The 25,833-nt window shown below is 46.1% G+C and carries 26 protein-coding genes; 11 read left to right on the top strand and 15 right to left on the bottom strand.

Annotated features, from left to right (window positions below; translation table 11 throughout):
* Positions 1-180 precede the first annotated feature (180 nt).
* Complete coding sequence (locus ACFFJH_RS00135; RefSeq protein ID WP_390209227.1) at positions 181-921, bottom strand: hypothetical protein; 741 nt, start codon at positions 919-921, stop codon at positions 181-183.
* A 113-nt stretch (positions 922-1,034) separates the two neighbouring features.
* Between ACFFJH_RS00135 and ACFFJH_RS00130 the strand changes: the two genes are divergently transcribed.
* Positions 1,035-3,023, top strand: a complete 1,989-nt coding sequence (locus tag ACFFJH_RS00130) for an OPT family oligopeptide transporter (RefSeq protein ID WP_390209226.1) — start codon at positions 1,035-1,037, stop codon at positions 3,021-3,023.
* Positions 3,024-3,060: 37 nt separating this feature from the next.
* On the opposite strand, the gene ACFFJH_RS00125 is transcribed toward ACFFJH_RS00130, so the two are convergent.
* From ACFFJH_RS00125 to ACFFJH_RS00095, 7 genes are all read right to left on the bottom strand, one after another.
* Positions 3,061-3,696 carry a tRNA-uridine aminocarboxypropyltransferase gene (locus ACFFJH_RS00125; RefSeq protein ID WP_390209225.1) on the bottom strand — a complete coding sequence of 212 codons (636 nt, stop codon included), beginning with the start codon at positions 3,694-3,696 and terminating at the stop codon, positions 3,061-3,063.
* Positions 3,697-3,709: 13 nt separating this feature from the next.
* Complete coding sequence (locus tag ACFFJH_RS00120) at positions 3,710-4,606, bottom strand: TIGR01777 family oxidoreductase (RefSeq protein WP_390209224.1); 897 nt, start codon at positions 4,604-4,606, stop codon at positions 3,710-3,712.
* An 89-nt stretch (positions 4,607-4,695) separates the two neighbouring features.
* Positions 4,696-6,675, bottom strand: coding sequence for a TonB C-terminal domain-containing protein (locus ACFFJH_RS00115; RefSeq protein WP_390209223.1), 1,980 nt, complete (start codon positions 6,673-6,675; stop codon positions 4,696-4,698).
* 149 nt (positions 6,676-6,824) lie between these two features.
* Complete coding sequence (locus ACFFJH_RS00110; protein WP_390209222.1) at positions 6,825-7,478, bottom strand: LysE family translocator; 654 nt, start codon at positions 7,476-7,478, stop codon at positions 6,825-6,827.
* Between the two features lie 112 nt (positions 7,479-7,590).
* Positions 7,591-8,217: a glutathione S-transferase family protein gene (locus ACFFJH_RS00105; protein ID WP_390209221.1), complete on the bottom strand. Its 627-nt coding sequence runs from the start codon at positions 8,215-8,217 to the stop codon at positions 7,591-7,593.
* Between the two features lie 211 nt (positions 8,218-8,428).
* Positions 8,429-9,538 carry an alkene reductase gene (locus ACFFJH_RS00100; RefSeq protein ID WP_390209219.1) on the bottom strand — a complete coding sequence of 370 codons (1,110 nt, stop codon included), beginning with the start codon at positions 9,536-9,538 and terminating at the stop codon, positions 8,429-8,431.
* Between the two features lie 249 nt (positions 9,539-9,787).
* Entirely contained in the window at positions 9,788-10,402 is a 615-nt protein-coding gene (locus ACFFJH_RS00095; protein ID WP_390209218.1) for a TetR/AcrR family transcriptional regulator, read from the bottom strand.
* A gap of 396 nt (positions 10,403-10,798) precedes the next feature.
* On the opposite strand from ACFFJH_RS00095, the gene ACFFJH_RS00090 reads away from it, so the two are divergent.
* Positions 10,799-11,896, top strand: coding sequence for a hypothetical protein (locus ACFFJH_RS00090; RefSeq protein WP_390209216.1), 1,098 nt, complete (start codon positions 10,799-10,801; stop codon positions 11,894-11,896).
* 132 nt (positions 11,897-12,028) lie between these two features.
* On the opposite strand, the gene ltaE is transcribed toward ACFFJH_RS00090, so the two are convergent.
* Positions 12,029-13,039 carry a low-specificity L-threonine aldolase gene (ltaE, locus tag ACFFJH_RS00085; protein ID WP_390209864.1) on the bottom strand — a complete coding sequence of 337 codons (1,011 nt, stop codon included), beginning with the start codon at positions 13,037-13,039 and terminating at the stop codon, positions 12,029-12,031.
* Positions 13,040-13,312: 273 nt separating this feature from the next.
* Between ltaE and ACFFJH_RS00080 the strand changes: the two genes are divergently transcribed.
* Genes ACFFJH_RS00080 through ACFFJH_RS00065 form a run of 4 tightly spaced genes read left to right on the top strand, consistent with a single transcriptional unit; the run spans position 13,313 to position 17,093 of the window.
* Complete coding sequence (locus tag ACFFJH_RS00080) at positions 13,313-14,266, top strand: 4-hydroxyproline epimerase (protein WP_390209214.1); 954 nt, start codon at positions 13,313-13,315, stop codon at positions 14,264-14,266.
* A gap of 12 nt (positions 14,267-14,278) precedes the next feature.
* Positions 14,279-15,418: an NAD(P)/FAD-dependent oxidoreductase gene (locus ACFFJH_RS00075; RefSeq protein ID WP_390209213.1), complete on the top strand. Its 1,140-nt coding sequence runs from the start codon at positions 14,279-14,281 to the stop codon at positions 15,416-15,418.
* A 53-nt stretch (positions 15,419-15,471) separates the two neighbouring features.
* Positions 15,472-15,768 carry a (2Fe-2S)-binding protein gene (locus tag ACFFJH_RS00070; protein WP_390209212.1) on the top strand — a complete coding sequence of 99 codons (297 nt, stop codon included), beginning with the start codon at positions 15,472-15,474 and terminating at the stop codon, positions 15,766-15,768.
* Entirely contained in the window at positions 15,765-17,093 is a 1,329-nt protein-coding gene (locus ACFFJH_RS00065) for an FAD-dependent oxidoreductase (protein WP_390209210.1), read from the top strand. Before ACFFJH_RS00070 ends, ACFFJH_RS00065 begins: the two co-directional genes overlap by 4 nt.
* Before the next feature lie 30 nt (positions 17,094-17,123).
* Here ACFFJH_RS00065 and ACFFJH_RS00060 read toward each other — a convergent pair whose 3' ends face one another.
* The 3 genes from ACFFJH_RS00060 to ACFFJH_RS00050 form a co-directional block, all read right to left on the bottom strand.
* The gene (locus ACFFJH_RS00060; RefSeq protein WP_390209208.1) at positions 17,124-18,191 is read right to left on the bottom strand and encodes a peptidase domain-containing ABC transporter; all 1,068 of its coding nucleotides are present in this window, start codon (positions 18,189-18,191) and stop codon (positions 17,124-17,126) included.
* Positions 18,192-19,316, bottom strand: coding sequence for a peptidase domain-containing ABC transporter (locus ACFFJH_RS00055; RefSeq protein ID WP_390209206.1), 1,125 nt, complete (start codon positions 19,314-19,316; stop codon positions 18,192-18,194).
* A 255-nt stretch (positions 19,317-19,571) separates the two neighbouring features.
* A complete protein-coding gene (locus ACFFJH_RS00050; protein ID WP_390209204.1) occupies positions 19,572-20,906 on the bottom strand; it encodes an HlyD family secretion protein in 1,335 nt (444 codons plus the stop codon).
* Between the two features lie 132 nt (positions 20,907-21,038).
* On the opposite strand from ACFFJH_RS00050, the gene ACFFJH_RS00045 reads away from it, so the two are divergent.
* The 3 genes from ACFFJH_RS00045 (at position 21,039) to ACFFJH_RS00035 (ending at position 22,061) form a co-directional block, all read left to right on the top strand.
* The gene (locus ACFFJH_RS00045; RefSeq protein ID WP_390209203.1) at positions 21,039-21,203 is read left to right on the top strand and encodes a hypothetical protein; all 165 of its coding nucleotides are present in this window, start codon (positions 21,039-21,041) and stop codon (positions 21,201-21,203) included.
* Between the two features lie 28 nt (positions 21,204-21,231).
* Positions 21,232-21,423, top strand: a complete 192-nt coding sequence (locus tag ACFFJH_RS00040) for a hypothetical protein (RefSeq protein ID WP_390209202.1) — start codon at positions 21,232-21,234, stop codon at positions 21,421-21,423.
* A gap of 254 nt (positions 21,424-21,677) precedes the next feature.
* Entirely contained in the window at positions 21,678-22,061 is a 384-nt protein-coding gene (locus ACFFJH_RS00035; RefSeq protein WP_390209200.1) for a CPBP family intramembrane glutamic endopeptidase, read from the top strand.
* A 226-nt stretch (positions 22,062-22,287) separates the two neighbouring features.
* Here ACFFJH_RS00035 and ACFFJH_RS00030 read toward each other — a convergent pair whose 3' ends face one another.
* Both ACFFJH_RS00030 and ACFFJH_RS00025 read right to left on the bottom strand, forming a co-directional pair.
* Positions 22,288-22,635: a hypothetical protein gene (locus ACFFJH_RS00030; RefSeq protein WP_390209199.1), complete on the bottom strand. Its 348-nt coding sequence runs from the start codon at positions 22,633-22,635 to the stop codon at positions 22,288-22,290.
* Positions 22,636-22,653: 18 nt separating this feature from the next.
* Positions 22,654-23,046 carry a hypothetical protein gene (locus ACFFJH_RS00025; protein WP_390209198.1) on the bottom strand — a complete coding sequence of 131 codons (393 nt, stop codon included), beginning with the start codon at positions 23,044-23,046 and terminating at the stop codon, positions 22,654-22,656.
* Positions 23,047-23,133: 87 nt separating this feature from the next.
* Between ACFFJH_RS00025 and ACFFJH_RS00020 the strand changes: the two genes are divergently transcribed.
* Positions 23,134-23,277, top strand: coding sequence for a hypothetical protein (locus ACFFJH_RS00020; RefSeq protein WP_390209197.1), 144 nt, complete (start codon positions 23,134-23,136; stop codon positions 23,275-23,277).
* 69 nt (positions 23,278-23,346) lie between these two features.
* Complete coding sequence (locus ACFFJH_RS00015; protein WP_390209196.1) at positions 23,347-23,679, top strand: integrase core domain-containing protein; 333 nt, start codon at positions 23,347-23,349, stop codon at positions 23,677-23,679.
* 378 nt (positions 23,680-24,057) lie between these two features.
* On the opposite strand, the gene ACFFJH_RS00010 is transcribed toward ACFFJH_RS00015, so the two are convergent.
* Positions 24,058-25,707 carry a TonB-dependent receptor domain-containing protein gene (locus tag ACFFJH_RS00010; RefSeq protein ID WP_390209195.1) on the bottom strand — a complete coding sequence of 550 codons (1,650 nt, stop codon included), beginning with the start codon at positions 25,705-25,707 and terminating at the stop codon, positions 24,058-24,060.
* Between the last annotated feature and the right edge of the window lie 126 nt (positions 25,708-25,833).

Genomic DNA, 25,833 nt, shown 5'->3' with positions numbered 1-25,833 from the left:
TCATCATTTTAAGTCTATTCATTCACCAATAACTTAAAACTCAAGGACAGTCTGCGACTTACGAATAGGTGTAAAAGTATTCCGAACAGCAGTGCGCATGCACGGGAACGACAGAATTGAGCCAATCAGAGATTTATTGGGGGATTCAATCATTCGAATAAACTCTATCTAGAGCACTGTCTAAAGTTTCCCTTTAATACCCGAACTAATCGCCGTCAAATCATTCCCGTTGTCATCTTCCGCTTGATGAAATCTGACACAGAAACGTGCTTTAGCTAGGGGTTTTAATGAGCCGTCAGAGCGCGCTGGTATCACAGCCCATTTGCCCGGCTCGCGTATCACTTTACCATCCGGAAGACGCGCTTGAAAAATACAATCTAGTGTGCCCATCGCTACCGAAAATTTTTCACTCTTGGTCAACTTTGCCGAATTCGAGCGCACGTCTTGCGCTGCTTGCTGGGCAGGTGTGAGTATCTCTTCGACAGCGGATTTGGGCATCTGCAATCGATAGCGATTCGCGATGCTATCTAATGCCATCAAATCTTTAGCAGAACCAGCGCCACTTAATGAATCGCTTGCTAAGTCGTTTTTACTAACTTTATCCTCAGAACCTTGTTCACTCACAGTGGTATCGGCAGTCTTAGCAGGTCCAATAGTTGAAGATTTTGATGCTTGCGGCATGAGCGGCTTCTTTTCCTTGTCATGATTGGCAAGCAATGTTGGATCAGGAGATGGTAAACGTTTGATCGACACAAACATCATGGCAGAATTCAAAAATTGGGCAGTCGTCCGTGGGTTAGTCCGACTCAGAAAAACGATGAGCAAGCCATGACACAATACGATCAGACCGCAAAGAATCAAACGCGTGGTACGAGACGAATTTACCGAACTTACCGAATTCACTGAAGTTACTTTGATCATTTGTAGCAATTTCTTTTCATACTAAAAAGTAGTTTGCATAATACCCCACTGATCTTGACAACACCATAACAGCCCTAGATACTTCCGGCACAATAAAAAATCTGGAGGTTATCTTGGCCATTCAACAGCTCAACGAGACACAGGTACGAACTTGGACGCGGCAGCAAAAAGATCAGTGGTGGCTCGACAAGGTGTATCGCGGCGATATGGCGCAATTGAGCCTGCGTTCCGGTTTGTCAGGTTTTTTACTCGGTGGAATATTGTCGGCTACCGCCATGTACATCGGTGCCAAGACGGGTATTTCTATCGGGGTGAATCTGATCTCGGTGATTCTGGCCTTTGGCATTTTTAAAGGCTTAGAAAGTGCGGGTTTTGCCAAAGATTTTACGATCCTAGAAAATAACTGCACGCAATCCATCGCGACCTCAGCGGGTTATATGACCATGCCTCTAGTCGCTTGCTTACCGGCTTACATGATGATCACCAATATCATTCCGAGCTGGTGGCAAATGCTGATCTGGATGGTCATCATCGCAGTACTTGGTGTGCTCATGGCATTCCCACTCAAACGTCGTTTTATCAATGAAGATCAACTACCCTTCCCCGAAGGTAATGCTTGTGGCGTTGTGCTTGATACTCTGTATAACGGCGATGCGGGTAGCGGTATTTTTAAAGCAAAATTATTGGCTAAAGTCGGCCTGTGGACGGCTGCTTTACAAATGATTTTGAGCGATGGTTGGATGAAGCTACTGCAATTCAAATTGCTGCGTTTGGATCAATGGGCTGGCTTGACTGAGCCGTGGTATCTCAAAGAACGTTTGGATACTTATTACTATCTAGCGGCGGTGAAATATGATTTATGGATACCGAAAATCTTGGGCGTCGATTTCCGCACTCTAGGCTTACGCTTTACGCTCGACGCCGCCATGCTAGGTGTCGGTGCCTTGATGGGCATACGAGTGGCAACTAGTTGCCTAATTGGCGCCGTGCTAAATTTTACTATTCTCGGTCCTATCATGATAAATCGTGGTGACATCGCGCCACGCATGGGTCTTGATGGCAAACTGGTGCCGCTGTCACGTATAGAAATTTTAAATCAATGGTCATTATGGTGGGGTATCGTAATCATGGTGGTGGCCGCGCTATTAAGCTTATTTGCCAAGCCAGAAATCTTCAAAGGTCTGTCACGTCTATTCAAAAAAAACGCTCATGCTGAACAAACTACCGATGTGCTCGCTCACATCGAGGTGCCATTATGGATTTCATATATCGGGGTACCTATTTTTAGTTTGTTAGGCGTGTGGGCGACTCATACTTTCTTTGGTGTGCCATGGTTGTTCGCCTTTATCTCTTTAGCCTTGGTGTATTTGCTGACCGTGATTTGCATTAATTCTATGGCCTTAACCTCGTGGATACCAACCAGTGGTTTATCCAAGATCACACAATTTTCTATGGGGGCTTTGGATCGCAGTAATCCGGCAACGAATCTCATTCCAGCGGGGATGTCAGCCGAGGTCGCCTCAAGCGCGGCCAGTTTGCTATCCGATATTAAACCAGGTTACATGCTAGGTGCAAAGCCACGGCATCAAGTGTTGGGACATTTGATCGGAATTTTTTCGGGCACCTTGGCTTGCATACCGGTGTATTTTTTATTGTTCTTACCACCGGATGCCAACGGTGTCCGCAATACAGCCACCATCGTGACAGATCAATTCGCCTTCCCCGCAGCGATGCAATGGAAAGGTGTCGCCGAATTGATCGGGCATGGCTTCAATAATCTGTCACAAAGCGCGATTATTTCCATCGTGATCGCTGCTATCGCTGCCGTCTTATTTGAACTCGCCACCATCTTCAGCAAAGGAAAATTTCCAATTTCTGCAATCTCGATAGGTTTAGGCGTGGTACTGCCACCAGAAGCGGTGCTCACCATGTGGATAGGCGCGTTTGTGTTTTGGTGGATGGATAAAAAACATAAGGACAAGCCGAAAGATAGCCACGGCTATAAGGTCTGGGTCGACGGCATGCAAGCCGTGGCAGCAGGATTGCTGGCGGGATCGGCTTTAATAGGCATAGGCAATGCGATGATTAATGTTCTATTGTAGGTAAGCTCGGATGCGGTTTGGTCGCGATTAATTTCTGTTAACGACGCAGCAAATTATTCACACCAAACTTCATCTGCAATTCATTAAATTCGTCAAAGGCGCGTAGCAAGGCTTCAAACTTTGTAGCCGTCTCTTCAAGCTGCATCAAAGCATAGGTACATGCTTCCAGCGTGGATAACTGATCTTCGCCATGCGCATGACGAATTTGATAGCGCGACGCGGGCACGTCACTCAATGCGTAACGCGGCAAGCTTTGCAACAAAGGATTGTTTAATAACATTTGCTTGCTGTGACGCCAGCTTGCATCGATGATGACTAAGCGCAACTTGCTAGATTCGTGTGTTGTAAGCTTAGGTGTTGTATGGTTCGGTGCTGTGAGCTTTGGTGCGGCGGGCAAACCCACCGTGTCCGGATATAGCAAGACACTCTGTTTTCCATCTCGTACTAAGACTTGCTGAAGATTCGTTTCATCAAATACTTCAGCAATCTTAATCGCACAATGCGACAAACAGAGATGCAAGAGACGGGCGCTGCCTTTGACATGATTCGTCTCAGCCGGATGCTGCAAGATCAATACTTCGATTTGATTTTGTACTCGATGAACACAAGCACAAATACACGCCCGACTCGCACGCACGCATTGCGGACAAATTTGCCGTTTGGGTGTTTCCATCACGAATTCATCTTTACTTCAATAAGTCTCGCAGAGCGGCGCTTAAGTCAGCAAATTCAAACTTAAAACCACGCTCAGACAAAGCTTGTGGTATCACTTTTTGTCCCGATAAAAGTAAATCAGAGCGCTCGCCGAGCGCCAATTTTAACAACACCGTTGGTGCAAAAAAGATAGCCGGTCTGTGTACCGCGCTAGCCAAAATCTGCGTAAATTGTGTATTCGTCACAGGCTGCGGTGCAGTCAAATTAAATGCACCTTGCGCGGTTTGATCGTCCAACAAAGTTAACACTGCACGCAGATAATCCTGTCTGTGTATCCAACTCATCCATTGCCTACCATTCCCCAGTCGGCTGCCCAGCGCCAGACGAAATGGCAGTAACATTTTTTTCAAAAGTCCGCCCTCTTCATCCATAACCAAGCCGGTGCGCAACAAAACCACGCGCACACCGGCATCTTGTGCCGTCAATGCAGCTTGCTCCCACGCAGCACATAATTGTGCAGAAAAATCTTGGCCAGCAGCGACATCCTCAGTCAAGATTTGATCTTCATGCATGCCGTAATAACCAATCGCAGAGCCACTCAATAAAATCTGAGGTCGATGTTTTGCCCTACGCATTTTCTCGACCAAAGTCTGAGTCAACGCGACCCGGCTATCAAGTAAAATTTGTTTGCGGCGCGCCGTCCATCGAACGTCGACTATGGGTTCGCCCGCCAAATTAATTACTGCGTCAAACGCGACATCCTCGGTATATTCCTTAAGACTAGCAATGGCTTTTACAGATGAGCCGCACAGCGCGGCAACTTGCTGTGGTCGACGACTCAACACCGTGATCTGATCACCGCGCGCCGTTAATGCAACGCACAGGCGACGACCGATTAGACCTGTACCACCCGTCATCAAAATACGCATATTGTCTCGCTTTGGTTTGCTTTGGTTTGCTTAGCTTAAGTTCGCACCACTAGCGTGGTGCGATTAGCTTGATTTCATTTTGTCTAAGTTCAAAATGAAGGTGGGAGATCTTCCAGAATACGCAGGCGATCTCCAAAATTCCACACTCGTTGAATTTCAATCACATCATACTTCGCCGCAAGCGTGGGAGGAAACACAGAAAACGGGGCATTTGCCATAATAATGTTACGAGCTTTTTCGTCGATTGCGCGATTACCGCTAGTGCGCATGATGGTTACTTCTTCTATCGTACCGTCACTACGTATCACCATATTAACCAACACATTGTGCTCAATATCGCTGAGTGAGCGTTTTTCGTAAATTAAATTACCATTGCGTTCCATCTTTTGCTTCAGGCTATCGACATACATGCGCAATGGCACTTCTTTGTCGTAGGCCCCCAAGAAACTACGACGACGGGAGCGATTATCATCCGTCAATTTGCCATTTGATGGAATAGACGGCGCCGATCTGAACATGTCACCGTTACGAGCTTGCTCACGCAGACGACTAGCAAGATCACCCTTACCTAGGCTCGGCGATAGGCCTGTGTTACCTGCCGCATTATTAGTAGTGCCCTTACCTTGTCCGTTTTGCCCATTACTGTCACCAGCGGCTTTCGCCGCAGCCAAACGTGCTGCGTTGGCGGCGTTCGCAGCATTGGCTGCTGCTTCACGCTCGGCATTGGCGCGCGCATTTGCTTCGGCTATCGCCTTTTGCTCTGCCAGTTTCTGTTCTGCTAATTTCTGCTCGGCGGCCTTCTGGTCTGCTAATTTTTGCTGGGCGAGTTTTTGTTCATTGGCACGTTGCTCAGCCAATTTTTGCTCCAAAACCTTTTGTTCCGCCAAACGTTGTTCCTGTAACTTTTGCTCTTGTAGCTTTTGCTCCAGTTGTGCGGCGATTTTTTGCGCCTCTAACTCCTCGGCTTTCTTGCGTTCAGCAATTTCTAGAGCGCGTTTTCTTTCAGCTTGTTCCTCCTGCTGCTTCTGGCGCAATTGAGCCTGCGCTAAGGCCTCTTGTTTTTCTAACTCTTGCTCTTGCGCCAATTGACGTAAGCGTCGTTGTTCGGCCTGTCGTCTTTGCTCTTCTTGTTTTAAGGTTTCTTGTGTCAATAATTCCTGACGCTTTGTTTCACGCACCATTTCTTCGATAGCGCGCTCACGCTCGTGTTTTACGGTTTCTTGTGCTAATTTCTCTTGCGCCATTTTTTCTTGCAGAGCTTTTTGCTGAGCCACCTGTTGGGCTAACTGCACTTCTTGCTCACGCAATTTTTCTTGTGCCGCTTGTGCTAATTTTTTCTGCTGAATCTCTGCTTCACGTTTTTGTTCCGCTAATAATTTTTCTTGTTCTAATTTCTTTAGTTCATCCTGGCGTTTTTGTTCAGCAAGCAATTCAGGATCAGCATTTTTATCAATGATGGCATCTTCTGGAATCGCTTCTGATTTTTGCTTATTCTCTTTTTTATCTTCCGCGCGTCGTTGTAACTCTTCTTCACTGGTCAAGGGCACCACAAAATCGTCGTTCTTAACTTGATCTTGCGCGATGATGCGTGTCGGCGATTCCGCCGGTGGCAATACCCGCTTCGGCGTTGGTGTTGGCGGGGTGCTTGCCAGCACTTTGGACTTCACTGGCTTATTGGCTTTTTTGACGACAACTGGCTCAACTTTAGCCATAGGCGCGATCAACTGAATACCGCTATGAGGCTGCACACTCGCTTTCGGTATCGGCGCTGGCAAAACAGGTGTTGGTAATTTGAATAACTCTGTTGTAGTAACCGATGGCGTTGGTTTGACAGGCAGCGCTTGTGGTGCGGGACTAGCAATCTCGATCTGTAAAGGCTCAATCGCAGTCCGTCGCTCCTTCCACGGCGCCTCTAGACTAGGCAAATCCAAACCGGGAATACCAAATTGCAAAGACAATATGATGGCATGTAAGAGCAATGACACCAAGATACCGCTAATTAAACGACGATTTGCCAAAGCGGCATCGCTCATTTCTTCGGGTTCTTCAGGAGTCGTCTCAAAACGCATGCAAATTGATAATCATAAGAAACAATGAATACTCATTATCCCAGATTTTTTGTTTTCCTTAGGTACGATATTGCAACTATCGGCAGTAGTGGAAATAGTACGACAGAGAAATTCTACCTATACATGACTATATGAATATCTATACAACATCATGCTGGGATAGCACTAGTATCCCGTTTAACAAAAAACAAACTCGCGCCAACCAACATCAGTACCGCGCCGAATACTCGATTTTGGATACGCTGCGCCTTCACATCGCGCATTAAATTTTGCAAAGAAGCCGCTAACAGCGCGTAACTATGCATCACTGTGGTATCGATGACGACCATGGTAATCGCCAAAATTGTTAATTGTGGCAAAAGCGGAGCCTGACTATTAATAAAGTTGGGTAAAACCGCCACCATAAATACTATCCCTTTAGGATTACTGGCATTGGTCAAAAAACCAGTCAGCACGCGGCGACCAGAGCTAGGGATATGGAGGCCAGCCTCATTATCCTGAAGCACGACGCTCGCTTGTGGCCTACTAAGAAATTGCGTCAGCCCTAAATAAATCAAATACAAAGCCCCCAGGAGTTTGACAATCCCAAATGCGGTTTCGGATGCCAGCAATAAGGAACCGACGCCGGCACCGGCGACAATCAAGACCAACAACAATCCCAGTTGCAAACCAAAGATCGTAACGCTGGCACGTTTCACACCGTAGTTAAGGCCATGCGACATCGACAAAATCGCGCCAGAACCAGGCGATATGGCGATCAGGCAGGCAGCACAAAAAAAGGAAAACCAAGTAGCGAAACTCATTGTATTTATGTCGTAAAGTAAAAAAAGAAGCAAAAAAGTCTAATTCGTTGGATACAAGCATCGCTAAACTAAGAACCAATTGGAAGCGAACTAAGTGCAAGAAAAATACAAACTAAGCAATCCCATTCGCACCGTATTTTAAAAATCCTGGGCGCAGCGACAAGCGTTCAAAATAAGCGTCTAGAGCGGGCAAAGTTGCGTGCGCTATTGGGGCTGAACGCCAACGATTGAGCGACAAACCTAGCACAATATCGGCTAAAGAAAATTGTTCTCCCCCTACAAACGCCTGGGTAGTTTGCAAGCGTTGATCTAGTATGGCCATATGACGATTCCACTCTCTCACACTATGCGCAATCGCATCGCTATTTTGATGGGCGGCACTGTGCCTGACCGTTGCCATAAAAGCGTAGCGCCAAGCGTTGTTTAATTCAGTCGCTTGCCAATCCATCCATTTTTCTACTTGCGCACGTAGCATGGCATTTTGCGGCAACAAATCAACACGCTGATAGCGCGTCGCAAGATAGCGACAAATCGTATTCGACTCCCATAAAGTTCCCTCGTCATTTTGAATTACGGGCACCATACCGTTTGGATTCAAAGCGAGGAATTCGGGTGTATCGATCGCATTTGGTGTACCTGAGCCAAACTCATTCAATTCAAAAGCTAGATCAATTTCAGCACAAGTCCAGAGCACTTTGCGCACATTGATAGAGCTGGCTTTGCCTAAGATTTTTAACATGAACACTTTTCCAATTGATCAGCACAAGCGTGGAAGTTTACCTGATCATAACTAACGCGTGTTGCCCTAATACTTGGGTAAAGAAATTAAAAATAAGCTACCGACGATCTATGCTACTGAATACAAAAACGCCATCACAATCCCAGAACAAAGTGTGATGGCGCATAAGAAAATTCAATTTAATGAATTTAATTGCTTATGGCTCGCCGCATTAGGCCGCTTGCTCCAACAAAGTTGGGTAATCGGTATAACCCTTTTCTGCGCCACCGTAGAAAGTCGCGCGGTCAGGTGTATTCAATTCAGCCCCCTTAGCAAAACGTTCGACCAAATCCGCATTAGCGATATAAGGACGACCAAATGCAACCGCATCTGCCAAACCATCTACAATCAGGGCATCCGCTTCTTCTGCCGTATAACCGCCGCAGCAAATCAAGGTACCGGTAAACGCCGCACGCAATGCTTGACGGAATTCAAGCGTCAACTCAGGGCCGCCTACCCAGTCTGGCTCTGCGATGTGCAAATAGGCGATGCCACGCTTGCTAAATTCTTTCGCCAGATACAAGGCGCTAGCCTCTGCTTCGGTATCCGCGATGCCATGCGCAACAAAGTTGGGAGACAAGCGAACACCAACTCGATCGGCCCCCATTTCAGCAATCGCCGCATCAACAACTTCTAACATCAAACGAGCACGATTTTCTAAACTGCCGCCGTAGATATCATCACGTTGATTACTATTGGTCGCCAAGAATTGCTGCAATAAATAACCATTCGCACCGTGTACTTCTACAAAATCAAAACCTGCACGTCTCGCTCGTAAGGCCGCTTGACGATACTGTGCTACGACACCCGGTATTTCAGCCAACTCTAATGCTCGCGGCTGGGAAGTTGGGGCATTAGTTGGCGTACCATCTTCTAAAATAACAAAAGACTGGCTATTCTCAGCCGTGATTGCTGAGGCAGAAACAGGTGCAGCGCCATTCTCTTGCAAAAGATTATTAGAGATACGACCCACATGCCAGAGCTGTAAAGCGATACGACCTTGCTTAGCGTGCACCGCATCGACTACCGATTTCCAGCCTGCCTCTTGCGCATCGGTATAAATACCCGGCGTCCAAGCATATCCCTGACCTTGACGAGAAATCTGACTCGCCTCAGTGACGATCAAACCTGCTGTCGCCCGCTGAGCATAATATTCCACGTTCAAGGCGTGCGGAATGTCACCCGGCTGCGCCGCACGTGAGCGGGTCAAAGGTGCCATCATCACGCGGTTATTCAATTCAATAGAACCCACTTTGATCGGGGATAATAATTTTTTTAACATCGCATTTTTCCTTTTATTTACTTTCATTTACTTCGGCTAAGTCAACACTCATGATCAAATCTAGTCAAACCAAATTAGACCGGTCGTCTAGAATTAATTTCAAAAAAATGGGCATCTGCCCACCTCATTTTTACCGCTTTATCGATACTACAAATTCAGTCGCCCTACTTCGCTGCTATCTGACTTCTACTCTCTAATGCCATTCACCAGTATTGCCCACTTTGGGAAACATCACTTTCTATAGATATCTCAAGCATGCAGCAACACTTTGGTCTGTTGCATCGCTAACTCTAGCGGACGTATTTCTAAATGCACTTTACTCAATAAAGACGCGCCTACCCACGTCGCATAAATAAATTCAGCCAACTCAAGTGCATCTTGTTTTTGCGATTGACCTTGCAGTTGGCCTTCCGTTTGCGCCTCACGTATGACATCGGCAATCACCGCCGTAATACTCTGCATACCAACCGTCAAGGCCTGACGCATAGGTTCGGACAGATCGGATACCTCCGCTGCCAGCTTCACCGCCAGACATAATTTATTGCATGAGGACGCGCGTGTGCTCTCGAGCCAACCATCGAAATAAGCAAGCAAACGCTCACAGGCTGGACGTCCGTCTTCTTGCAATTCACGACGCAAACGCAGTTGGTAATCAGCAAAATAACGTTCCAACATCGCTACACCAAAACCTTCTTTTGATTGAAAGTAATGATAGAACGAGCCTTTCGGCACCGCTGCTGCCCCCAAAATTTCACTCAATCCTAGAGCCGAAAACCCTTTACCCAAGATCAAACTTTCGCCAGTAAGCAAAATGCGCTCGCGAGTATCTTGATGAACAGTGGTGGATGGATGAGAAGTAAGCATGTGCGAATATTATTAGACCAGTCGTCTAGTGTCAAGTGTTTTTCTGTTTCTATGCATTTGTCAAACCCGATGCTTCGTAAAAATTAAACTCGCGAAGCTCAGCAATTTCAGTAAGTTTAGCAATTTTGATAAACGACGTATACGACGTCCCTACCCCTTTCAACATCAAAAATATTATTTACACCACACCCTACATTTCATCGGCAACGCTACAGATCAAAAATAGGCAGTCCATAACACTTTTTACGATGAATCTATCTAAACAAACAAATCAAGCTTTTTAATAAAGCTCCGTTACTTCACTAAATGAAAGCTCAAGTAAAACACTCAATGCCATCTGCTTGCACGCTTCACTCAATTCACTCTTAACTGAAAATACGCTAACAGGATACTGCCATGAAAATCGCCACTTCGGATATTCAACTACAAGGCAATTACAGTGCAAGCAAACGACTAGAGACGCAAGAAAAAATGCGTGCATGGATAGGTGATCAGCGCCCCGACTTCGAGGGTCGCCGCAACAACCTGATAGAAAATCGACCAACATCATCAGCTGCGCAGAGCGATCAGGTACAACTCTCTGATGCGGCAAAATCAGCGCAAACACAAGAAGCTCAAGCCATTACAAACATCGATGATGAGATCGCGAAAGATCCACGCTATGCATTCATTAAGTATCTAGTTGAACTGCTGACAGGTCGCAAAATAACGACCTTGAGTACAGCCGACATGAAAGCGAGTGGCGCTAGTGCTTGCCCTCCCGCCGCTGCAAACACAGATTCACCACAAGCAACACCTGCAGCCGCCCCACCAGCAACAAAACGTGCCGGCTGGGGAGTCGAAATTGAACGACATAGCTCCTATACAGAGACCGAACAAAGTAGTTTCCAAGCCAGCGGCACCATCACCACGGCAGATAATAAGACGATAGAATTTAATCTCAGTTTTAATTTACAACGCAGCTATCACGAAGAAAGTAGTGAACAGATACGTCTCGGCGATGCGAAAAAAGTGGACCCACTGATACTCAATTTTTCCGGTAATAGCGCGCAACTCACCTCGCAAAAATTTGCTTTTGATCTCAATGCTGACGGCAAAAAAGAAAACATCTCCTTTGTGCAAGGCTCAGGTTTTCTGGCATTCGATAAAAACGGCGATGGCAAAATCAACGATGGATCGGAATTATTTGGTCCCGGCACCGGCAATGGTTTTGCCGAATTAGCAGCCTACGATAGCGATGGCAATCACTGGATAGATGAGAACGATGCCGTCTATCAGAAACTACAAGTATGGACCAAAGACGGCAGTGGTAAAGACCAGTTACAAAGTCTAAAGCAAGCCAATGTTGGGGCACTCTATTTAGGCAATGTCAGCACACCATTCGAGCTTAAAAATTCTCAAAATCAGAGCGATGGGCAACTACGCGCTTCGGGGTTGTGGTTGACCGAAGATGGTAAAGCGAAGACGATGCAACAAGTGGACTTAGTAGTGTGATACAAACTAAACGTATGCACTATTGAGCCTGCAAGATTTTACTGTCAGTGCCTCACATGTGGAATTAATTAGGCCATGGTTGAGGACACATCAGGCACTGACAAACTTTGTCTTTGTTATGCAGTATGAAAATTATGAAGTATGGAAAAATTGCTTCACAGCCTGCACAAAATTTTCAGCATCGTTAGTTGTGATATCTAAGTGCGTGACCAAGCGAACGCGCTTACCTGCTGAAATCAAAATGCCACGTTCTCGCAAATAACTACCTGCTCGCAAACCGATTTCTTGTGACGCGAATTCAATGTAAAGCATATTAGTATGCGCGGCTTCCACTTTCAATTCGGCAATTTGGCTTAACTCGTGTTGCAAGCTCAATGCGATTGCATGATCTTGCGCCAAACGTTCGACATGATGATCTAGCGCATAGTCAATCGCTGCTGCAATAATGCCAGCCTGACGCATACCGCCACCTACCATTTTTCGCCAACGACGAGCCTGCAAAATAAAATCACGCGGTCCACACAAAAGGCTACCGATAGGAGCACCTAAGCCTTTTGAGCAACACACCGATACCGTATCAAAAGGTGCCGTGATTTCGTGCACAGCCAATTGCTGCGCAACCGCCGCGTTGAACACGCGTGCACCGTCAAGATGGGCTGCCATCTGATGAGATCGAGCCAAGGCAATCGCAGCCTTCAAATAATTATTACTCAGCACCTTGCCTGAATGAGTATTTTCTAAGCTCAATAATTTGGAACGCGCGTAATGAACATCATGAGGTTTAATCACCGCCGTAATTTTATTCAAATCTAGGCTACCATCAGCCTCTACGGGTATCGGTTGCGGCACGATACTGCCGAGACTGGCAGCACCACCGGATTCATATAAATAAGTATGATAATTTTGTCCGACGATGTACTCATCTCCGCGTCCACAATGCGTGAGCAAAGCAATCAAATTACTTTGGGTACCGCTAGGCACCAGCATGGCCGTCTCTTTCCCGGTCAAATGAGCCATCTTTTCTTCTAATGCATTCACACTAGGATCATCACCATACACATCGTCGCCGACTTCGGCGTTTGCCATCACTGTCCGCATCGCGGCTGTAGGTCGAGTTACGGTATCACTTCTAAAATCTATCATCATGTGTTATCTACTGAGTGAGGAATAAGAAGTAAGAACATTTTAAAGCGCTTTAGTTCCTCCGATTTTTAAGTGAAATTCCTGATAGCTCCCATAGTTAATCATAAAATAAGCGTCTCTTTTTACAACAAGTAAAATGGGTAGACTCAACTATGCTGATTTCGGCATTCGATAAACTATAAAAAAGCAAGACGGCACTAACTCAGTTCGTTACACTGCTTTACTACGATTCAAGCCTATCCCTCGCATTGCAGTAAAAACAGAGAGCTAACCATGAACACAGCCGTCAAAAAAATTCAGATTATTGATTCACATACGGGTGGCGAGCCTACCCGCTTGATCGTTGATGGTGGCCCTGACCTAGGCGCTGGCCCACTATCTGAACGCGTTAAAATATTTAAAGAAAAATTCGACCATATACGTAGCGCAGTAGTTTGCGAACCACGTGGTTCTGATGTTTTAGTTGGTGCATTGCTTTGCCCCCCACATGACCCTTCTTGCTCAGTCGGCGTTATTTTCTTCAATAATGTTGGTTATCTGGGAATGTGCGGACATGGCACCATAGGCCTAGTCGCTATGCTGGCATATCAAGGCGTTTTAAAAGTCGGGCAGCACAAAATTGATACGCCTGTCGGTGCGGTGTCAGTGGAGCTACATGATGACCACAGCGTTACCGTACACAACGTACCCGCCTACCGCGCCAAGCATGCGGTAACAATAGAAGTCGAGGGGCACGGTCCAGTGACGGGTGACGTAGCATGGGGCGGCAATTGGTTTTTTTTAGTCGCTGAACATGGTCAAGATATGCGTCTGGCAAACGTCGAAGCACTGACCAGTTTTGCTTGGCGCGTACGTGAAGCACTCAATGCCGCCGGTATTACAGGCGACAATGGTGGAGAAATTGATCACATAGAGTTATTTGCACCGCCTTCCTCGCCTGAAAATGACAGTCAGAATTTTGTACTTTGTCCGGGCAAGGCATATGATCGTTCGCCATGCGGCACAGGCACTAGCGCAAAACTAGCCTGCCTCGCCGCTGATGGCAAACTCAAAGCTGGTGAAATCTGGCGTCAAGAAAGTATCATAGGTAGCGTATTTGAAGGTAGCTTCCAAGCAAGTCAAGAGAAGGGGAAAATTCACCCAACGTTGCGCGGCACGGCATACGTTAACGCAGAGTCCACTTTAATACTCGATGAGCGCGACCCCTTCGTCTACGGCATACGCTAAGGAATTCTGGTAATGAGCAAGCAAGAATCCTACGACGTCATCATTATCGGCGGCGGCATCATAGGCTGCGCCTGCGCAGCAGCACTCGCCCAAGCGGGTGTCAAGCTCTGCCTGATCGAACCCGGCACTATTGGCGGTGGCACAACCGCTGCGGGCATGGGGCATCTAGTCGTGATGGATGACAATCCTGCAGAACTGGCGCTGAGTAGTTACTCCCTAGAATTATGGCGAGAACTAGTGACCGACGATGTACGTTTATCAAGCAAGCACGAATACAGCCAATGCGGCACGATCTGGGTCGCTGCCGATGAAGAAGAAATGGAAGCCGCGCGAGCAAAACTCAATATTCTGCAAGCGCATGATATCGCCGCCGAATTATTAAGCGCAACACAATTGCGCCAACTCGAACCACAATTACGCGCAGGATTAGCAGGCGGTTTATTGGTCAAACAAGATGCCCTGGTCTATCCACCAAAGAGCGCACAAATTTTACTGGACAGGGCATTGACTACCAAACCCGGTAACGCGATACACCATCGTGGCAGTGTCAGTGAACTGATCGATGGCGGCGTCCTTTTATTCGACGGTAGTCAACTATTTGCAAAGCATGTGATCGTCGCTAACGGTATCGCTTCAACACAACTAATTAACGACCTACCCTTGCGCTACAAAAAAGGTCATCTCTTAATTACTGATCGCTACCCCAATTTTATTCAGCATCAATTGGTGGAATTAGGCTATATCAAAAGCGCTCATGCATCGGATGGCGATTCAGTCGCCTTTAATTTGCAACCGCGCCCAACCGGACAAGTTTTCATAGGCTCATCGCGCCAATTTGATATCACGCACAAAGAAATCGATACCAACATTCTCAGCAAAATGTTAGCGCAGGCGACTAGCTATGTACCGGCTCTCGACAATCTAAAAGCGATACGCGCTTGGACTGGGTTTCGTGCTGCGACGCCCGACGGCTTGCCCTATATTGGGCCACATCCGAGTCGCAAAAATGTATGGATGGCGACCGGGCACGAAGGCTTAGGTATTACAACTTCGATGGCTACTGCTGAACTTCTCAAAAATCAAATCTGCCAACAAACTAGCAAAATCGCGGTCGAACCCTATTGGCCATCACGCAATCTATCGCAACACTAAATTAATCTAATCAGCACAATTCAGGCCAATTTGACTAACAACACGACGCGCATATGAAATCACCTAAGCTGAGCAATTCGAACAATGACCGAGCTACCGCCGCAAAGATCAGCATCACGATCAACGGCCAACCACATCAGGTAGAACCCGGTATTAGTGTGGCGGCAGCACTCGCGCTATGCGAGGTACTTAGCACACGTCAATCAGTGACTGGAATGGCGCGCGCCCCTCTCTGTGGTATGGGCGTATGCCAAGAATGTCGAGTCAGTATCAATAATCAACGTCATCAATTGGCCTGTCAAACCTTAATCGCAAATCACATGGACATCCAAACCGGAGCGTTAGCGTGAACACAGATATTCTCATCATCGGTGCCGGTCCGGCGGGTCTAGCGGCAGCTGCATCTGCGGCAGAATCTGGTTTGCAGATAGACATCATTGATGACAATTTTATGTCTGGCGGGCAGATTTGGCGCGGTGGTGCTCACACGCAAACCGATACAAGAGCGCTAGACTTATGGAATACGCTCAATGATTGCGACAACGTACGTTTTCACTTTCAATCGAAAGTCATTCATGCCTGCCAACAGGAAAAGGGCGACGCGATTCAAGTCACGATTGAAGTTCAAAGCACATCAGAAAGGCAAGTCGGCGCACAAGTCTTCAACGCAAAGAAAATCATCTTGTGCACCGGCGCACGAGAACTCTTAGTCCCCTTCCCCGGCTGGACACTTGCTGGTGTCACTGGCGCTGGTGGTTTACAAGCTTTGTCGAAAGCTGGTTATCCGGTGGCAGGTAAACGCGTGATCGTCGCAGGGACAGGTCCTCTGTTATTGGCCGTCGCCGCGAGCTTGATAGAACGAGACGCCGAAGTCACGCATATTTTGGAACAAGCAAAATTTAGCTCACTCAGCCGTTTCGCCTTAGGCTTATTAGCTACGCCCAGCAAAATCTCGCAAGTCGTACAGCTTGGACGTCGCTTAAAAGAAGTAATTTACCACGCAGATAGTTATGTGATGAGCGCTCATGCTCGAGTTAAATCTGAAGCATTAAATTCGACCATAGCGCAAGTCGGAAGCGCCACGGTATCCGTACTGGGAGAAGTACAAGAACTCCCCTGTGATCTCCTCGCCTGTGGTTATGGATTAATTTCCAATACCGATCTAGCAGCCGCATTGAATTGCCAGCTCGATGACCTTGTAGGCTATGAAAAAGTCGTCGTCAACGAATGGCAGGCAAGCACACAAGAGAATATCTATTGCGCTGGAGAAGGTACAGGAATAGGTGGTGTTGATCTAGCACTGGCAGAAGGTCGCATCGCCGGATACGCCGCAAGCGCACAAACAAGGAAAGCGCAAAAATATTTCAAGGAACGCAAAAAATGGCAAAGCTTCGCGAAACGCTTACACCACAGTTTCACATTACGCCCCGAGCTTAAACAATTATGTGATGCCGACACCATCGTGTGTCGCTGTGAAGATGTCAGCTATCAAGAATTAAAAAAACATACCGACTGGCGCGATGCCAAATTACATACCCGTTGCGGCATGGGCGCCTGTCAGGGGAGAATCTGCGGTGCGGCGAACCGGGTTTTATTTTCTTGGAAGAGAGACGCCGGAAGATTGCCTATCTACCCTGCGAAGATTGGTAGTTTAATTAGCGCGGAGAGGAAATAAGATATCTTCCTCCAATCTAGCGACCGAGCTCTACAAATCTCCCTGAGCGATGTCAGTCGCAGGCGCTGATTCAGGGGCGACATTTACACTGCTTTGCACCACATCCTGCACAATAGCGCCCTGCTGTAAAACCACAACCCGCTCAGCCATCGCGATCGTTTCAGGCCTATGAGCGACGATAACGCGGGTGAGCGGAATTTGCTTAATCGCTGCATTGACCGCTTGCTCATTCCACACATCGAGATGACTGGTAGCTTCGTCCAGTACCAACAACTTAGGATTTTTATACAGTGCGCGCGCCAATAATATCCTTTGTTTTTGTCCACCTGATAAGCCAGTACCAATATCGCCAACCAACGTGTTATAGGCCATCGGCATCGCCATGATTTCTGGATGAATCGACGCTAATTGCGCGCATGCGGCGATTTGTTCTTGATTGGGTGTAGGATCAAAAAAGCAAATATTGTCAGAGATTGATCCAGCAAATAAGCTATCGTCTTGCATCACCGTTCCGAGCAATTGGCGGTAATTCGCCATCCCGATTTGCTTGAGTGGTAGCGAAGTTTTATCTTCGCCGATCAGTATTTCACCTTCAGTCGGTTCAAGTAATCCCAATAGCAGTTTCATTAAGGTCGTTTTACCGCAACCCGATGGTCCAGTGACTGCGATACATTGACATGCAGGTATGGTGAGATTTAAGTCTTTCAACACATACGGTTCACTGTCTGCATAGCGAAAGGAAAGATTGCGAAATTCTATTCTCGGCGCGATATGTTCTGCATCCATCTCAACATCTTGCGTTTCTTCCTCCGGTGCAGTCATGACGATATCTGCAACACGTTCGCCGTGTAATTTCATCATACGTAGTTCAAATAATTTATCCACCAAGCTTGCCATGCGTTGACTAAATTGGTCTTTATAGCTGATGAAGGCAAACAGCATACCGACCGAGAACTGATTATCTAATACCGCCAACGCCGCCATCCAGATAATGATGACGCGTTCCGCGCCAAACAAAAACTGATTCGCGGTTTGATACGATACCGATAATTTGGCGATGCGTAACTCGGCATTAAATTGATCCACCAAGGCATTCATTCAACCACTCTTACGCTCTTCGGCACGCGAGAACAAGCGGACACTTTGCACCCCACGCACTGACTCCATAAAATGCGTTTGCTGTTTCGCCGCGTGAATAATTTGCTCCGCAGTCGCCTCGCGTATCGCTTTAAAGATCGTCCAGCGTAAAACGATGTAGAGCAATACCGCAACGCAAGCAACCAAGGCAAGTTTAGGGCTATACAACAACATCATGATAAAGGTGCCAATCACCAAAACACCATCAATCACCCCTTCCACAAACTGCGTGGTCAGACTGCGCTGTATCGTTTGGATAGAACCAAAACGCGACACGATATCGCCAGTATGACGTTTCTCAAAATATGGCAAAGGCAATCTCATTAAATGCGCAAACGCATTACCCAGCCACTGAAAATTAAGGTTCGTTGCCAGCACTGTCGTCACCCAAGAACGCACCGCACCGATACTGGTTTGCACCAACACCAACAACAAAAAACCACAACCCAATACCGTAATCAAATCGCGATCCGCAGCCAGCATAGCCTCATCCACTAGCCACTGCATATAAAAAGGGGCAACCAAAGCACACACCTGCAAAGCTAGACCTAATAGCAATAGCTGAATCAAGCCACGCTTTAAGCCGATTACGCGTCCCATCAGTGAGAGCAACGAGTAATCTTGTACTTCGACTTTTTGCTTAAACTCAGCCGTCGGCGTCAACTCCAAAGCCACGCCGGTAAAGTGTTTAGCCAGCTCCGCTAAAGCCAAACGCCGCTCACCGACCGCTGGATCGTGTATCACCGCATGTGTCGTTGAGACAGATTTGAGTACCACGAAGTGATTCATATCCCAATGCAAGACACAGGGCAGCTTCAAATCAGGCAAATGCTCCATGTCGAGTTTTAATGGTCGTGTCTGCAAAGCCAAACCCTGCGCCATCGCCATCAAACCCTTGAGAGTAACCCCTTTCAACGATACCGAAAAACGCCGCCGCATACTAGCGATATCCGTTTTATGTCCCCAGTAACTGGCTACCATCGACAAACAAGCCAAACCACATTCAGCCGCCTCAGTTTGCAATAAAACTGGTAAGCGCTGATTGCGCCAGAAAGAAAATGAAAGATGAGAGAGAGGTGATGACATAAGCTAAGTTAATTCAAAAAAAAGCAGGAACAAAAACAAAAGTGGAAACACAAATGCTCACAAACACGGGGAACAAAACTCCCTTCTCCCGCAAGCGGGAGAAGGGCTGGGGATGAGGGAGGTTCAGAGAAGAATAGAATTTAAATGGACGGATAATCAATACATACGAAACATCGTCATTCCAGCAAATTCTCAGCGGAAATTCAGTACAGTCCAGCAACCCACACGTCGCACAAATAAGTCACCACAAAAAAACTACATCCGCCCAGAAATAGAAAACAAAGGCTCCAACACCCACTCATACAAACGCCGCTGTTCTAGCAAAATACTGGCGTCCACCAACATACCTGATTTCAAAGGCAAAGCCTTACCATACGCCAGCACATCTTGCTTTGCCAAGGTCAAGCGTATGCGATACACAGGTTCGCCATTGCCTCCATTTGCCGCACCGGGCAAGGCCAACTCTTCAGGGCGCAAGGACGTACTCGCCACCTCACGCACCGTGGCTGCATACTGACCAAATTTTTGGTACGGATAAGCTTGATAGCGCAACTGCACCTGCATGCCCGGTTTCACAAAACCTATCGCCCGCGAGGGGGCATAAATCTCCGCTTCCAAAACACTACCTTCGGGCAAAATTGACGCCAAAGCCTGATTCGCCACCACGGTTTGTCCTAATTCCGCAGTCATCGCCGTCACGATCCCCGCCTGCGCCGCTGTCACCACAAATTCACGCCGTGTTTCATTTTCTAGCAAATCTTGTTCAACCCCTGCCGCACTACGTTGCAAAGCAGCTTGTTCACGCGAGGTCGCAATTTTTGCATCATTGAACTCCGCTTCAGTGCTGCTCAATTCTCTTTGATTACTTGCTTTGACTCTTCGCAAATCCGCTAAACGCTGCTGCTGATCAATCAGCTCTGCTTGTCGATCTTGCAATTGCGCGGCAGAGATAAAATTGGTCGCCTGCAAATCTTTAAAGCGCTTGAAATTCTGTTCAGATAAAGTCACACGCTGTTGTTGCAAACCTATCTGCGCCTCGGCACGCTGCGTTTCTTGACGTAGGTCAGCAAGACGTTGCTGTAAAGCAGCGAGCTTCTGCTGTCCCTGTGCGCCGGATTGTTTCAGTTCTGCATCAAAGCTATCACGACGTTTTTGTAAAATCGCAGAGATAGTTTTTTGTGCATCGAAAGGTGCGACATTAGGTTGTTGATTCGCAGTCACTGCAGCGCCACCTTGACTTTGGCGCTCACTACGCAAGACATACAACACTTCCCCCGCCTTCACCTTCTGTCCTTCTTTAACCCGCTTATCAATGACCACACCATTTTGTATCGACACCACCTTGACCACCCCACTATTGGGCAACAACACCCCAGACGTTTGCGCTTTACGTGTGGTCGAAAACAACACAAAAAAGCTGACAATACCGATGGCGATGGCGACAAAGAGGGCTGTAAAAAACCGATGACTAAATGATTTAGCGAGGATGACCGTGCCGTACTGCTTGGTGCTGAGATGGGTGATGGCTTGCTGGCGAAATAAGGGGCGAACAGCTTCAGAAGTAAGACTTTGATTAATTTGCTTGCTCATTAGAAATGAAAAAATAATTTATCGAAAACAGTAGAAAGAGCTTGACACACTATTTTTTTAGCAATACTACTGTTGTCGGGATAATTCTATTTCGACAATTTTGTTTTTTTAATTTACGTTTTGAGGTTTATTATGCAAGAATTGAATATCATTGAAGTGGATGAAGTGGGTGGTTCTGTTTTTTTTGAAACAGTGGGTTATATCCTTGGCTGGCCGTGTGGCGCCGGCGCAAAAATGAGAAAAGCCGTAGACGATCAAGATAACATGTTATTAAGTGGCCTACAGTACGGTGCATAAAACTGTAACAAAATAAAAAGGTAAAAAGATGAAAGAGTTAGATCAAATTGAAATTGAAAGTGTGAGCGGTGCCGATTGGAGTAAATTTCTATTTTTAGCCGACATGGTGATTGATTTATGGAATGGGTTTCTTGCAGGAGGAAAAGATGGTTGGGGTCAAGATTCTATACCCGACACTGAACTGACCTGCTACGCAAATGACCCAATTAGATGGCCATAAGTGATTATAGCTAGTCAAGAAACCCTTTTTTTATTTTTATAGAAGGGTTTTTATTTCTTCTCATACATCCAATTTGATTGTATCTAAATACCGTAAAAATTCCCTTGACTCTTCGTAGTGATACTCTTTTTATATAAATGAAAACAACATTATTTTTGCTTCCAACTAACATGGCGTTTCGCATAGTCTGTTTTTTGATAACCCCAATTACTGGAGCAATGTTCACGCTCATATCGTGTGGATTGATTGACACCATGTTTTCGAAAAATTTAGAGCAACCAATTGGCCTCGAATGGTACACGGTAATTGGTGCACTAGTAATTGCACCTTTTCTTGAAACATTCTTATGGCAAAGCCTACCATTTTCTTGGTCAACCAATAGAGAGAAACCATTGCTACTTACAATTTCCCTTATGACAATTCCCTTTGCGCTTCTTCATGCACACAGAGGTATAGCAGCATTTTTAGGAGCATTAATTGGTGGAGTGACTCTTTCAGCTATATATATTGTATGGTCTAATGCTTCAAAATCTACGGCATTTGCGGCAACAGCATTGACACATTTTCTTCACAATGCGGGAACATTGTCTCTCATGCTGAATTCAGGAGTTACGATGATTCCCATTGCACAAAGTTAAAAATAAAGTATGGAGGAACAGTAGAAATATATTACGGCCACGGTTTGCTTCCCGCAGTAGCAGCATACTGACCAAATTTTTGAGACGGATAAGCCTGATCGCAACAGCAGTTGCATGCCCAGCTTCACAATACCAATCGCCCGCAAGGGGACATAAATCTCCGCTTCCAAAACACTACTTTCGGGCAAAATTGACGCAAAGCCTGATTCGCCACCACCGTTTGCCCCTACTCCGCCGTCATCGCCGTCACGATCCCCTCTTGTGCCGCCGTCACCACAAATTCACGCCGTGTTTCATTCTCTAGCCAATCGTTCTCCCCCGCCGCCGCACTGCGTTGCAAAGCAGCTTGTTCACGCACCGTCGCTATTTTTGCATCATTGAATTCGGCTTCCGTGCTACTCAATTCGCGTTGATTACTCGCTTTAACTCTTTGCAAATCCCCTAGCTTCTGCTGTCCCTGTGCGCTGGATTGTTTCAGTTCCGCGCCAAAGTTATCACGACGTTTTTGTAAAATCGCAGAGATAGTTTTTTGTGCATCGACAGATGCGGCATTTGGTTGTTGAATCGCAGTCACCACAACGCCACCTTAACTTTAACGTTCGCTACGCAACACATACAACACGCCCCCCGCCTTCACCTTCGCACCTTCTTTAACCCACTTATCAATGACCACGCCATTTTGGTTCGCCAACACTTTGATCACACCGCTATTGGGCAACAACACCTCAGACGTTAGCGCTTTACGTGTAGTAGAAAACAACACAAAAAAAGCTGACGATACCGATGGTGAGGCAGACAAAGAGGACAGTAAAAAAACGATGACTGCATGATTTAGCGAAGATAACTGTTCCGTATTGCTTAGATGAGTAATGACTTGCTGGCGGAATAAGAGGCAAACTGCGTCAGAAGTAGAAACTTGATTGACTTGCTTGTTAATTAGAAATGAAAAAATAATTTGCCTAAAACAGTAGGAAGAGCTTGACACACTATTTTTTTTTTAGCAATACTGCTGTTGTCGGGAAAATTCTATTTCGACATTTTTTATTTTTTAATCTACTTTTTGAGGTTTATTATGCAAGAACTGAATATATTTGAACTTTGTGCAGTCGGTGGCGGAATAATTTCTGCAAGACAAAATGGTATTTATATTGGCCCTGATGGTGCCCCTTATAAAAATGGAATGCCCATATACATATCTATTGATCAGATTGACTAGGATGACGAACTCCCTGTGTAAATGATAGTGAATTAATCAAGGAGCGTATTTTTGGATACGCTTTGACGAATGAACCACAGCCGTCTAGCTCACCCTCGAACGAATAGAAAAATCGAACAATTCAATAGAACACTTAAAAATAAAGTTATCTCTGGAAATAACTTCGCCGATCTGCAAAAAGTGCAGAAAGCGTTTGATAAGTGGCGTCAAATTTACAATACAGAACGGTCTCATGAACGTATTGAGATTCGAACGCCGGTTACCCGTTATCAATCGAGTCCATTCAGTTATCTCAGGAGTCTGCCGCCAGCGAAATACTTACCAAATGATGTTGTGATCAAAGTCGGTTGGGGAAATGGATCAAATTTAAGAAGCGATCTATTAAAGTATCTACAGCATTAGATCGAGAAGCTATTGCTGTAAGACCTGTGAATCAAACGGATGGTGTTTTGATTTGTTTTACTGCAAGCAAAAATACTGCAAATAGACTTGCGAAAACACACAATCCCCGTTTAAATGTGTTAACCATGTCTCGATACACGTGTTATCTATATCTACAGCTATACCCACAAAAAATCTACCTGCGTAGCTTGACCTTGGCAACGGAAGTGAGCTGACGCGCTGCACGTTTTTTGCTTGCTGTGCTTGGACTATTTTTGCAAAGTCTTCTTGTAGCTTGACCTGAAACTATTTTCATCAATAATCGTTGCCCCACACAAATAAAAAACTCCCTGTTCAATTCATTGAACAGGGAGTTTTTTTACGCTAATTCACTAGGAATTATTTAAAACGGTAAGAAGCAGACACGTAGAGATAACGTCCGCGTGGGTTACCCCAGCTTGAGTTATATCCTAATGCACTTGCTGGATCAAAAGCTGGATCCTTGTTGAACAAATTATTAATACCTGCACGCAATGTCAAGTCTTTAAAACCAGAGTAAGAACCAGACACATCAATCAAAGTGCTGCTGCTGATTTTCAATCCTTCAGCATACTGATCATAATAACTATTATTAGTCAGCGTTGGGGAACGATCGACTTTAAATGCGCCAGTGTAATTAGCAACGGTAGTCAACGACCAGTCTGCCCTATCCCAGCTAACTCCCATTTTTGCCAATACACGTGGCGTACCGTATTCGCCAGCTTCGCACGCAGTATTGTTCGGGCAGTTGATGTACGGATCATCCGGCAACAAAACGCTATCGTAATGACGTGTGAAAGTGGCCTCAGAGAAGAACTTGAATTTACCATTCGTGTCAGTCTTCCACAATATACTACCGTCAACATCGAAACCATCGGTTTTGACTTTACTACGATTAATCAAACCTGCACGGACTTCTTTTAACTTACCGACCAATGGACCCAGTTTCGCCTTATCAGCCGCACTTAACGCTGCATAGAAGGTACGATCATCATCACTAATAGGGTAACGAGTAACGTTGTTTTTGTATGGACCATCTTCACCAGCCAATACTGTGTCATTGTCCAAACTTTCGACCCGATCATTCCACTTGATGTTCCAGTAAGTCAAACCAAAACTTGTATTTTTAATCGGCTCAATGACCATACCAAGATTGAACATTTTGGCGTTCTCTGGTTTCAAGTCTTTCGAACCAGACAATAGTGATAACACTGAACCATCACAAGATTGGGTAAAATGGACATTTCCCTCTAAGCAACGCTTTGGATCTCTAGAACTACCAAATCCACCACGGCCATCATTGAATTGCTGCGACAATGTCGGTGCGCGGAAAGCGGTGCTGTAAGTTCCGCGGAACATCAGTGTGTCTAACGGACGATAAATGATACCTACCTTAGGATTCGTCGTGTTACCAGCCGATTGGTATCTATCATGACGAACCGCGACGTTGGCTTCCAAAGTTTTTAAGAGCGGCAAATTAGCTTCTGCGTAGACTGCAGACAATGACTCAGAGCCATTAATACCACGCAATACGGAGTAGATACCAATTGCGCCATCACGCCAAGCTTGGGATGGATCATATTCCAATTTTTCGCGCTTATACTCGGCACCAACCGCGACGCCGATAGGGCCGCCAGGGAGTTTACCTAATTCAGTTGTAGCATTGAATTTGACGAAATCTGTCGCAGTTGAAGTATTGGTGTAGTGATCGGCACTCAATTCATTAATAATTTGTGCAGAGTTGTGATTGCCACCGAACGGATTGTATTTACCCTCTGTCAAATACTGTTGCAATTTATCATGCATGAAACTGCCATAAATACGCGTCGTGCCTTTTTCTTGACCATGACCCACGGTTGTCGTCAACTCCCAATCACTAACTTGTGCAATCAAGCTCAAGTTCGCAGACAGTGTATTCACATCCGTACCGTTACCACCTTCTGCTGCTTGGAAATTACGGCGAATACGAACTGGTACGCCATAAGTGTTGAACTTGTTATTAGCAGGCACTAACGAGTAAGGTTAGATCGTGACGCGAAGCGGCCACGATCTGAACCGTTTGTTGGACGAGCCCGATTTATTTGCGTGTGTTTGGGGATGGCTTATGCAAATAGCTTTTGCCTGTTCGCACTGTTG

It is taken from the genome of Affinundibacterium danionis (assembly GCF_042432465.1).
Taxonomy (GTDB): Bacteria; Pseudomonadota; Gammaproteobacteria; order Burkholderiales; family Burkholderiaceae_D; genus Undibacterium; species Undibacterium danionis.
This window is presented reverse-complemented; position numbering and strand designations above follow the sequence as displayed.

What these genes read in the sequence shown, in the direction of transcription:
- ACFFJH_RS00135 (WP_390209227.1), bottom strand. Translation starts at nt 921, where the DNA reads ATGATCAAAGTAACTTCAGTGAATTCGGTAAGTTCGGTAAATTCGTCT.
- ACFFJH_RS00125 (WP_390209225.1), bottom strand. Translation starts at nt 3,696, where the DNA reads ATGGAAACACCCAAACGGCAAATTTGTCCGCAATGCGTGCGTGCGAGT.
- ACFFJH_RS00120 (WP_390209224.1), bottom strand. Translation starts at nt 4,606, where the DNA reads ATGCGTATTTTGATGACGGGTGGTACAGGTCTAATCGGTCGTCGCCTG.
- ACFFJH_RS00115 (WP_390209223.1), bottom strand. Translation starts at nt 6,675, where the DNA reads ATGCGTTTTGAGACGACTCCTGAAGAACCCGAAGAAATGAGCGATGCC.
- ACFFJH_RS00110 (WP_390209222.1), bottom strand. Translation starts at nt 7,478, where the DNA reads ATGAGTTTCGCTACTTGGTTTTCCTTTTTTTGTGCTGCCTGCCTGATC.
- ACFFJH_RS00105 (WP_390209221.1), bottom strand. Translation starts at nt 8,217, where the DNA reads ATGTTAAAAATCTTAGGCAAAGCCAGCTCTATCAATGTGCGCAAAGTG.
- ACFFJH_RS00100 (WP_390209219.1), bottom strand. Translation starts at nt 9,538, where the DNA reads ATGTTAAAAAAATTATTATCCCCGATCAAAGTGGGTTCTATTGAATTG.
- ACFFJH_RS00095 (WP_390209218.1), bottom strand. Translation starts at nt 10,402, where the DNA reads ATGCTTACTTCTCATCCATCCACCACTGTTCATCAAGATACTCGCGAG.
- ACFFJH_RS00090 (WP_390209216.1), top strand. Translation starts at nt 10,799, where the DNA reads ATGAAAATCGCCACTTCGGATATTCAACTACAAGGCAATTACAGTGCA.
- ltaE (WP_390209864.1), bottom strand. Translation starts at nt 13,039, where the DNA reads ATGATAGATTTTAGAAGTGATACCGTAACTCGACCTACAGCCGCGATG.
- ACFFJH_RS00080 (WP_390209214.1), top strand. Translation starts at nt 13,313, where the DNA reads ATGAACACAGCCGTCAAAAAAATTCAGATTATTGATTCACATACGGGT.
- ACFFJH_RS00075 (WP_390209213.1), top strand. Translation starts at nt 14,279, where the DNA reads ATGAGCAAGCAAGAATCCTACGACGTCATCATTATCGGCGGCGGCATC.
- ACFFJH_RS00070 (WP_390209212.1), top strand. Translation starts at nt 15,472, where the DNA reads ATGAAATCACCTAAGCTGAGCAATTCGAACAATGACCGAGCTACCGCC.
- ACFFJH_RS00060 (WP_390209208.1), bottom strand. Translation starts at nt 18,191, where the DNA reads ATGAATGCCTTGGTGGATCAATTTAATGCCGAGTTACGCATCGCCAAA.
- ACFFJH_RS00055 (WP_390209206.1), bottom strand. Translation starts at nt 19,316, where the DNA reads ATGTCATCACCTCTCTCTCATCTTTCATTTTCTTTCTGGCGCAATCAG.
- ACFFJH_RS00050 (WP_390209204.1), bottom strand. Translation starts at nt 20,906, where the DNA reads ATGAGCAAGCAAATTAATCAAAGTCTTACTTCTGAAGCTGTTCGCCCC.
- ACFFJH_RS00045 (WP_390209203.1), top strand. Translation starts at nt 21,039, where the DNA reads ATGCAAGAATTGAATATCATTGAAGTGGATGAAGTGGGTGGTTCTGTT.
- ACFFJH_RS00040 (WP_390209202.1), top strand. Translation starts at nt 21,232, where the DNA reads ATGAAAGAGTTAGATCAAATTGAAATTGAAAGTGTGAGCGGTGCCGAT.
- ACFFJH_RS00035 (WP_390209200.1), top strand. Translation starts at nt 21,678, where the DNA reads ATGTTTTCGAAAAATTTAGAGCAACCAATTGGCCTCGAATGGTACACG.
- ACFFJH_RS00020 (WP_390209197.1), top strand. Translation starts at nt 23,134, where the DNA reads ATGCAAGAACTGAATATATTTGAACTTTGTGCAGTCGGTGGCGGAATA.
- ACFFJH_RS00015 (WP_390209196.1), top strand. Translation starts at nt 23,347, where the DNA reads ATGAACCACAGCCGTCTAGCTCACCCTCGAACGAATAGAAAAATCGAA.